Annotated in this window: 9 protein-coding genes and 1 pseudogene; 8 read left to right on the top strand and 2 right to left on the bottom strand. The window is 69.9% G+C overall.

The window, feature by feature from the left end; genetic code table 11:
- The first annotated feature begins 225 nt into the window (after positions 1-225).
- From ACZ6DT_RS22960 to lipB, 5 genes are read left to right on the top strand one after another with little or no spacing between them, the layout of a single operon-like run.
- The gene (locus tag ACZ6DT_RS22960) at positions 226-1,308 is read left to right on the top strand and encodes a serine hydrolase (RefSeq protein WP_465598692.1); all 1,083 of its coding nucleotides are present in this window, start codon (positions 226-228) and stop codon (positions 1,306-1,308) included.
- A gap of 22 nt (positions 1,309-1,330) precedes the next feature.
- Positions 1,331-1,840 (top strand): ArsR/SmtB family transcription factor, encoded by a 510-nt coding sequence (locus ACZ6DT_RS22955; RefSeq protein ID WP_465598690.1) that lies wholly within the window; start codon positions 1,331-1,333, stop codon positions 1,838-1,840.
- A gap of 14 nt (positions 1,841-1,854) precedes the next feature.
- Positions 1,855-2,739, top strand: coding sequence for a TIGR01777 family oxidoreductase (locus tag ACZ6DT_RS22950; RefSeq protein ID WP_465598688.1), 885 nt, complete (start codon positions 1,855-1,857; stop codon positions 2,737-2,739).
- The gene (locus tag ACZ6DT_RS22945) at positions 2,736-3,350 is read left to right on the top strand and encodes a phosphatase PAP2 family protein (protein WP_465598686.1); all 615 of its coding nucleotides are present in this window, start codon (positions 2,736-2,738) and stop codon (positions 3,348-3,350) included. The genes ACZ6DT_RS22950 and ACZ6DT_RS22945 overlap by 4 nt, the downstream gene beginning before the upstream one ends.
- Positions 3,351-3,360: 10 nt before the next feature.
- Positions 3,361-4,104 (top strand): lipoyl(octanoyl) transferase LipB, encoded by a 744-nt coding sequence (gene lipB, locus ACZ6DT_RS22940; RefSeq protein WP_465598684.1) that lies wholly within the window; start codon positions 3,361-3,363, stop codon positions 4,102-4,104.
- A gap of 62 nt (positions 4,105-4,166) precedes the next feature.
- On the opposite strand, the gene ACZ6DT_RS22935 is transcribed toward lipB, so the two are convergent.
- Together ACZ6DT_RS22935 and ACZ6DT_RS22930 are read right to left on the bottom strand one after the other, a co-directional pair.
- Positions 4,167-5,102, bottom strand: coding sequence for an LLM class F420-dependent oxidoreductase (locus ACZ6DT_RS22935; protein ID WP_465598682.1), 936 nt, complete (start codon positions 5,100-5,102; stop codon positions 4,167-4,169).
- A 24-nt stretch (positions 5,103-5,126) separates the two neighbouring features.
- A complete protein-coding gene (locus ACZ6DT_RS22930; RefSeq protein WP_465598680.1) occupies positions 5,127-5,744 on the bottom strand; it encodes a TetR/AcrR family transcriptional regulator in 618 nt (205 codons plus the stop codon).
- A 132-nt stretch (positions 5,745-5,876) separates the two neighbouring features.
- Between ACZ6DT_RS22930 and ACZ6DT_RS22925 the strand changes: the two genes are divergently transcribed.
- The 3 genes and pseudogenes from ACZ6DT_RS22925 to ACZ6DT_RS22915 form a co-directional block, all read left to right on the top strand.
- Entirely contained in the window at positions 5,877-6,407 is a 531-nt protein-coding gene (locus ACZ6DT_RS22925; RefSeq protein ID WP_465598678.1) for a hypothetical protein, read from the top strand.
- Positions 6,408-6,449: 42 nt separating this feature from the next.
- The gene (locus ACZ6DT_RS22920; protein ID WP_465598676.1) at positions 6,450-7,406 is read left to right on the top strand and encodes an oxidoreductase; all 957 of its coding nucleotides are present in this window, start codon (positions 6,450-6,452) and stop codon (positions 7,404-7,406) included.
- A gap of 37 nt (positions 7,407-7,443) precedes the next feature.
- Positions 7,444-7,709, top strand: a pseudogene (locus tag ACZ6DT_RS22915) (lipoyl synthase); the annotation flags it as partial.

Below are 7,709 nucleotides of genomic sequence, written 5' to 3'. Positions count from 1 at the left end.
GGGTGTGCGGGGCGGGCGGGGTGGTGTTTGTTGTTCGTTTCTTCCCCCCCCCCTTCCCCCCCCCCCCCCCCCCCCCCCCCCCCCCACCCCCAACCGGAGCACCTCCCCACCGCCGCCCCGCCTCGCCACCGCCGGGGGTTCGGCGTAAGTGGATGCGGGAGTTTGACAGCCAACCCACATTCTAGTATTCCGTAATTACGGAATACTAGAGGGAGGACGTCACTCATGCTGACCAGACGCCATCTGCTGGCCGGTGCCGCCGCGGGATCGGCGGCATTGCTGCTGCCGCGAACCGCGAACGCGGCCGAGCCGGACACGACGACCGAACAAGGTTGGCTCGACTGGATCGCCGCCCACCGGAGCGACGTCTCCGTGCTGATCGACGACGGCGCGGGTCGCCGCGCCGCGCGCGACGCCGACGTCCGGCGCGTGCTGGCCTCGTCCATCAAGGTCGTGCATCTCAGCGCGTACGCCGTCGCGGTCACCGAGGGCAGGCTCGACCCGAAGGAACAGATCCGGATGGGCGACTGGGACGCCCACCACCCCTTCGTCGCCGACGGCCGCGCGCATTTCCAGGCGCTCAACTGGCTGGGCGTCCCCTGCGACGAGTACGGCATCGCCAAGGACCCCGACCAGCGAGTCCCCCTGGCCAGGCTCGCCGAAGCGATGATCTTCTTCAGCGACAACGCCGCCACGGACTATCTCCGCACCCGCCTCGGCGATCCCGCCCTCCAGCGGGCGGCGGCGCGGGGCGGCTGGCCGAGGCCGGACACCCGCTCGCTCGGCGGCGAGGTCCTGATGCTGATGATGCCGGAGTACGCGCCCCCGCCCGGCAGCCCGGTCGCCGTCCGGCGGGCGATGGGCGACGCGGTCGCACGCCGGTTCGTCCGCGATCCGCGGTTCCGCGCCGAAGCCTTCGAACGCTGGCCGCATATGCCGGGGACCTCCGACGCCCAATGGCCGTGGATCAAGGGGCACGGCCAGGGCTCGGCGGCGGATCTGTTCTCGCTTCACCGCAGTATCGCGAAGGGCCTCTACACACCCGCGCGCGAGATCCTCGCGAAACCGCTCGCGGACCGCGTACCGCCCGGAGCGAGCGAAGTGCTCTTCAAGGGTGGAAGCCTGCCGCGCTCACTGACCATCGGGCTTTCCGTCCGCTGGCCGGGCGGCCGTTCGGGTACGGCCGCCGTCCTGCTCACCGGCGTGAGCGACCAGGACATGCGGAACGCCCTGCCGCTCATCGATCTCGTGCTCGCGGCGCTGGCCGACCCGGCGCGATTCACCGCCCTGGAACGAGCGCTCCGCTGAGGCGACGGTATAGATAGCCGGTATGGACGCTGAGTTCGCCGACCGGATCGCCGCGCTCGAAGCACGGGTCGCCGCGCTCGAGAATCAGCACGGTCAGCGCGGTCAGCACCGGGCCGAGTCCGCGGCGAGCCCCGGCGGCCTGATCGGCTACCACGGCGAGCTGACCGAGCCCCTCGAACTGACCTGGGCGATCGATGTCACGCCCGGCCCGGTGTTGGCGTTCTCGGACGGGCCGCGGGTCGAGGTGCTCGCGGCCCTGTCCAGCACCGCGCGGGTGGCGCTCGTGCGGACACTGGCCGAGAAGGGCGCGCAGACCGCACCAGCCCTTCAGGAAGCCGCCGAACTCGGGTCTCCCGGCCAGCTGTACCACCATCTCAAGGCGCTGACCGGCGCCGGGATCGTCGAGCAGGACAAACGCGGCAGTTACCGGCTCCGCCCCGCCGCGACGATCCCGGTGCTGGTGCTGCTCACCGCCGCCTCCGACGTCGCCGGGCAACTGAAGAACTTGAGCGTGCGACCGGATCGCGGATAGGACACGATCGGATCATGCGAGTTCTGATCGCGGGCGCGAGCGGACTGATCGGTTCCTCCCTGACGACCCGGTTACGCCGTTCCGGGCACGAAGTGGTCCGCCTTGTCCGCCGGGAGGAGCGGGCGGCCGACGAGCGCCGCTGGGATCCCCCGGCCGGGGAAATCGCCGACGGCGCGCTCGACGGTGTCGACGCCGTGGTGAATCTCGCGGGCGCGCCGCTGCTGCCGGGGCGCTGGAGCGCGGCCCGCAAACAGGTCCTCCTCGACAGCCGGGTCGAGCCGACCGAGGTACTCGCGGAAGCCGTCGCCGAGCACGGGATCCCCGTGCTGGTCAACGCCTCCGCCGTCGGCTACTACGGCGACCCCGGTCCGTCCCTTGTGGACGAATCGAGTCCGGTGGGACATGGTTTCCTCGCCGGGCTCTGCACCGCGTGGGAAGGCGCCACCGAGGCCGCGACCACCGCGGGTGCCCGTGTCGTCCGCGTCCGCACCGGGCTGGTGCTCGCGCGCGAAGGCGGGCTACTGGACGTCCTGCGCCCGTTGTTCCGCTTGGGGCTCGGCGGGAAGCTCGGCGACGGCAAGCAGTACATGCCCTGGATCTCGCTCGAAGACGAGGTCGGCGCGATCGTTTTCGCACTGGAGAACGAAAAGCTGTCCGGCCCGGTGAACCTCTGCGGACCGCAGCCCGCCACGAACGCCGCCTTTACGAAGGCCTTGGGGCGCGCCGTGCACCGGCCGGCGATCTGGCAGATGCCGGGCTTCGCCATGAAGATCGCCCTCGGTCAGGCGGCCGAGGAGATGGCGTTGTTCGGGCAGCGCGCCCTGCCCCGGGTACTGGAGGAGGCGGGTTACGCGTTCCGCCAGCCGACCCTCGAAGACGCGCTGGCCGCCGCGACATGACCGTGCGGCGCGGCCTGTACACCCTCGCCGGAACGCTGCTGCTGATCGGCTTCGTCGCACTCGGTCTGCTTGTCGACGAGCGGCCGCCGCCGGTGGACGTCGCCCTCGCCGACGCGTTCCGCGGCCAGTACACCCAGGCCGCGGGGCAGGTGGCGGGCCTGGTCACGAACGTCCTCGGCCCGGTCCTCCCGTTCGCGCTGGGGGCGGTGCTGGCGGTGATCGCCTGGCGCCGCCGGGACCTGACCGGGTTGTGCGTCAAACTGGCCGTCGTCCTGTTGTTGTGCCGCATGACCAGCTTGATCGCGAAGCCGGTCTTCTACCGGGAACGGCCCCGCGAATTCCCTGATCTGAGCTATCCGAGCGGACATGTGGTCGCCGTCGCGTGCACCGGGTTCGTCGCGGTGCTGTTGTGCGCGTGGACCCGCCCGCGTCTGGCGCGGCTGGCGATCACGATCGCCGCCGCGGCGACGGTGCTCGGCGCCCTCTGCCGCATCGTGCTGGGCGTGCATTGGCTGACCGACGCGGCGGGATCCGTACTCGCCGTGGGCGGCGTCGGCCTGATTTCGGCGGCCGGACTGGGCCTGCTCCCCCTGCCGGAAGACCCGGCGTAGTGTCGCTGACGTGAGCTCTTCGACCACGTCATGCCGCGCCTCCACCGAGCCTGTCGACGTCCGCGAGATCGGGACGATCGACTACACCGAAGCCTGGGAACTCCAGCGAAAGCACGTGACAGCGCGTGCCGACGGTGATGGCCCGGACACCATGCTTCTGCTGGAGCACCCGTCGGTGTACACCGCGGGCAAGCGCACCGAAGCCGAGGACAGGCCGACGGACGGCACCCCGGTGATCGACGTCGACCGCGGCGGCAAGATCACCTGGCACGGGCCCGGCCAGCTGGTCGGCTACCCCATCGTCAAACTCGCCGACCCGATCGACGTCGTGCACTACGTCCGGCGTCTCGAAGAGGCCCTGATCACCGTCTGCGACCAGCTCGGCGTGCACACCGGCCGGGTCGAGGGCCGCAGCGGCGTCTGGATCCCGGCCGACGACCGCGGCGTCGAGCGGAAGATCGCCGCGATCGGCATCCGCGTCCAGCGCGGCGTGACCATGCACGGTTTCGAGCTGAACTGCGACGCCGACCTGGCCGCCTTCGACAAGATCGTCCCGTGCGGCATCCGGGACGCGGGCGTCACGTCGCTTTCCTACGAGCTCGACCGCGAGGTCACCGTGGCGTCTGTGCTGCCGATGGCGCGCGAAGCCGTACTCGCCGCGCTGGAAGGCGACCTCCCGGTGAACGACGAACGCCGGCTGCCGCGCCCCGAAGCGCCCGCCGCCCCCGGCGTCACTTTCGCCCTGCGGAACTGAGAAGCGCGTGAAGGCCCTTTCCCTCGGTTCAGCCAAGGGAAAGGGCCTTCACGCGCAAAGCGTCAGTCCAGCCGAGGAGCGACCTCGGAAGCGATCAGCTCGATCTGGTCCAGATCCGAGAGGTCCAGCAGCTGCAGGTAGAGCCGGGTGATCCCGGTCTTCTCCCGCCACCGCCCGATCTTCTCGACGACCTCCGCCGCCGACCCCGCGAGCCCGTTCTCCCGCAGCTCGGCCACCTCGCGCCCGAGCACCGAAGCGCGCTTGGCGACCTCGGCGTCGTCACGGCCCACGGCGACGACGAGCGCGGCCGAGCGGATGATCTCCTTGGGGTCGCGGCCGATCTCGCGTGCGGCGTCGTCGACGCGGCCGAACTGCTCGACCGCGAACTCCGGCCCCACGAACGGCAGGTTGAACTCGTCGGCGTAGCGCGCGGCGAGCGCAGGGGTCCGCTTCTTGCCGCCCCCGCCGATGATCACCGGAGGCCTCGGCCGCTGAGCCGGCTTCGGCAGTCCAGGCGAGTCGACGAGCTTGTAGTGCTCGCCGTCGAAGGAGAACGTCTCGCCTTCCGGCGTCTCCCACAGCCCAGTGACCACCGCGAGCTGCTCGGCGTAGCGGTCGAAGCGCTCCTTGATCGGCGGGAGGTCGAGGCCGTAGGCGGTGTGCTCGTCGTCGTACCAGCCGGATCCGAGGCCGAGTTCGACGCGGCCGCCGGACATCTGGTCCACCTGCGCGACCGAGATCGCGAGCACCGACGGATGCCGGAAGGTGGCGGCGGTGACGAGAGTGCCCAGCCGCACACGGCTGGTCTCACGGGCGAGACCCGCGAGGGTGATCCACGCGTCGGTCGGCCCCGGCAGGCCGGTCGCCGAACCCATCTTCAGATAGTGATCGCTGCGGAAGAAGGCGTCGTAACCCGCGTCCTCGGTGGCCTTGGCCACCCGGAGCAGGTCTTCGTAGCTGGCCCCCTGCTGGGGCTCGGTAAAGATCCTGAGGTCCACGCCGCCACCCTAGCCAGGGCGCGGTCAGCTCGCCTTCCCGTGCTCGGCGGGCGGAACCCGGCGGAATCCGACGAGCAGCCGCACCAGGACCTCCTCGACCTGGGCGCTGACCTTCTTCGGCTCCGGCGAACTCGCGATTTCGATGGCGGCGCTCGACAGCGCGCCGAACAGCAGCCGCGCGGTGACGTCCACCGGGACGTCGTCGACCTCGCCGACCTCGATGAGCGCCTGGATCCCGGTGCGGACCAGGCCGAAACTGCACCGTTCCTCCGCCTCGCGCCAGCGCTCCCAGCCCATCACCACCGGCGCCTCATGGATCGCGATGCGCTGGTACGCCGGGTCGAGGCAGCTCTGCAGAAAGCCGCGCAGCCCCGACAGCGCCCGCTCCCACGGCGAGGCCGGACCGTTCATGATCTTTTCGAGCCGGTCGAAGACCTGGCTCTCGACCGTGTCGAAGGCAGCCTCGAACAGCGCCTGCTTTCCACTGAAATGGTGGTAAAGCGCGCCCTTCGTCACCCTGGCCCGCTTGGCGATCTCGTCGAGAGACGTGCCGGCGTATCCGCGTTCGGTGAACAGCTCCACGGCACTCTCGACGAGTGCCGACCGGGTGGACTCGGAATAGTCCAGCCGCCTTGACCTCATTGTCGCCACCTTCACAACTTTACGCCGCCGGTTCCGATCCATACCCATGGTATGTTGACTCCTGTCAAGTCCGTACCGGGAGTATGCCGCAAACCGGCGGTACGAATCGGGTCACGGAGGGGAGCCCCCATCATGAGCTGGAACGACTTCTACCAGCGGCGCGACATCCTCGAAGCCGCGCTGCGCCATGCGGGTCACCACCCGTCCGACGCGATCTCACTCGAAGAAATCCCTGGCGCCACCGAGTACTTCGACACCGAGGACGAGCTTCTGCTCGCGCTTCGGTACAAGTGGAACCAGGTGTTCGCCGGTCGCCTCCGCGCCGAGATGACCGATCCGGACTACGCCGACCAGGACCTCGCGCTCGACAGGGTCGAAGCCGTCACCCGCGCCTGGAACAGCGCCATCGCCGAGCACGAGACCCTCCGGGCCGTTCTCGACGCGGCCCTCGAACGGTGCCCCGCGCTGATCCCGTCGCACGAAGCCGAACTGCGCACTCTCGCGCTGACGGCGGGGCTGGCCGAGGGCAAGGAACCGGTCGAAGAGATCATTAAGGTCGGCAGCGCGTTCGCCACCCTGCTCCGGCACGGACGGCACGCGAAGCCCGCCCGCCGCCGCAGCCCCATGGGTCACCTGCTCCGGTTGCTCGCACCGAGCGCCTGATCCGGCGTGGCGGCGTGGGCGCCGATGTAGTTAGGTACCGACATGGCTGCTCACGCGCGCTGGACCGAGGCCGACATCCCGGATCAGACCGGCCGGACCGTGTTCGTCACGGGGGCGAATTCGGGGCTCGGGTTGCGGATGTCCGAGGTGCTCGCGGGCAAGGGAGCCCGCGTGCTGCTCGGCTGCCGGTCGCCGGAGCGCGGCGCCAAGGCGCTGGAGCAAGTGCGCGCGGCCGCGACCGGGGAAGCCCCCGGACTCGTCCGGCTGGACCTCGCCGACCTCGAGTCGGTTCGCGAAGCCGTGAAGAAGGTCCAGGAACTGACGGACGGCAAGCTCGACGTCCTGGTCAACAACGCGGGCGTGATGGCGACCCCGCGTGGTCACACCAAGGACGGCTTCGAGACCCAGTTCGGCACGAACCACCTCGGGCACGCGGTGCTGACCTGGTTGCTGATGCCGTCACTGCGCGACGGTTCGGGAGCGCGTGTCGTGACCCTGTCGAGTGTCGCGGCGACAGGTGCGCGCATCGACGTCGCCGACCCGAACTTCGAACGCCGGATGTACAACCCGGGTTCGGCCTACGGCCAGTCGAAACTCGCCAATCAGGTGTTCGCGCTCGAACTCGACCGCAGGCTGCGCGCCGCGGGCGAGGACGTCATCAGCGTGGCGGCACACCCCGGCTACACGTGGACCGGACTCGGTTCGGGGATGGCCCGCTCCTACCGCAATCCGGTGGTGCGCGCACTCGTCGGCGCGGGCAACCGGATCGGCGAGATCTTCATCGCGCAGAACGCCCGCCAGGGCACGCTCCCGCAACTGTTCGCGGCGACCTCCCCCGAGGTCGAGGGCGGCGACTACATCGGCCCGCGCGGGCTCGGCGGACTTCGCGGCGCCCCGGTCGAAGTGCGCCCCCTGACGGCCGCGAGGAGCGAATCGCTCGGCGCCGCGTTATGGGACGTGACCACCAAGTTGACGGGTGTCACCCCCGACCCCGCGTGAGCGGCGACCACTGCTCCGGCGGGCGTAGGGTGACGGAGTGAGTGCTGCCCCAGATGGCCGCAAGTTGTTGCGGCTCGAGGTCCGGAATTCCCAGACTCCGATCGAGAAGAAGCCGTCGTGGATCAAGACGCGCGCGCGGATGGGTCCGGAGTTCACCGAACTCAAAGGTCTGGTGCGCCGTGAAGGCTTGCATACCGTGTGTGAGGAAGCGGGTTGTCCCAACATCTATGAGTGCTGGGAGGATCGTGAGGCGACGTTCTTGATCGGTGGGGACCAGTGCACCCGTCGGTGTGATTTCTGTCA

Source organism: Amycolatopsis sp. NPDC041971, from assembly GCF_055588925.1.
The sequence above is the reverse complement of the archived record's forward strand: the minus strand, read 5'-3'. Positions and strand labels throughout refer to the sequence as shown.

What these genes read in the sequence shown, in the direction of transcription:
- ACZ6DT_RS22960 (WP_465598692.1), top strand. Translation starts at nt 226, where the DNA reads ATGCTGACCAGACGCCATCTGCTGGCCGGTGCCGCCGCGGGATCGGCG.
- ACZ6DT_RS22955 (WP_465598690.1), top strand. Translation starts at nt 1,331, where the DNA reads ATGGACGCTGAGTTCGCCGACCGGATCGCCGCGCTCGAAGCACGGGTC.
- ACZ6DT_RS22950 (WP_465598688.1), top strand. Translation starts at nt 1,855, where the DNA reads ATGCGAGTTCTGATCGCGGGCGCGAGCGGACTGATCGGTTCCTCCCTG.
- ACZ6DT_RS22945 (WP_465598686.1), top strand. Translation starts at nt 2,736, where the DNA reads ATGACCGTGCGGCGCGGCCTGTACACCCTCGCCGGAACGCTGCTGCTG.
- ACZ6DT_RS22930 (WP_465598680.1), bottom strand. Translation starts at nt 5,744, where the DNA reads ATGAGGTCAAGGCGGCTGGACTATTCCGAGTCCACCCGGTCGGCACTC.
- ACZ6DT_RS22925 (WP_465598678.1), top strand. Translation starts at nt 5,877, where the DNA reads ATGAGCTGGAACGACTTCTACCAGCGGCGCGACATCCTCGAAGCCGCG.
- ACZ6DT_RS22920 (WP_465598676.1), top strand. Translation starts at nt 6,450, where the DNA reads ATGGCTGCTCACGCGCGCTGGACCGAGGCCGACATCCCGGATCAGACC.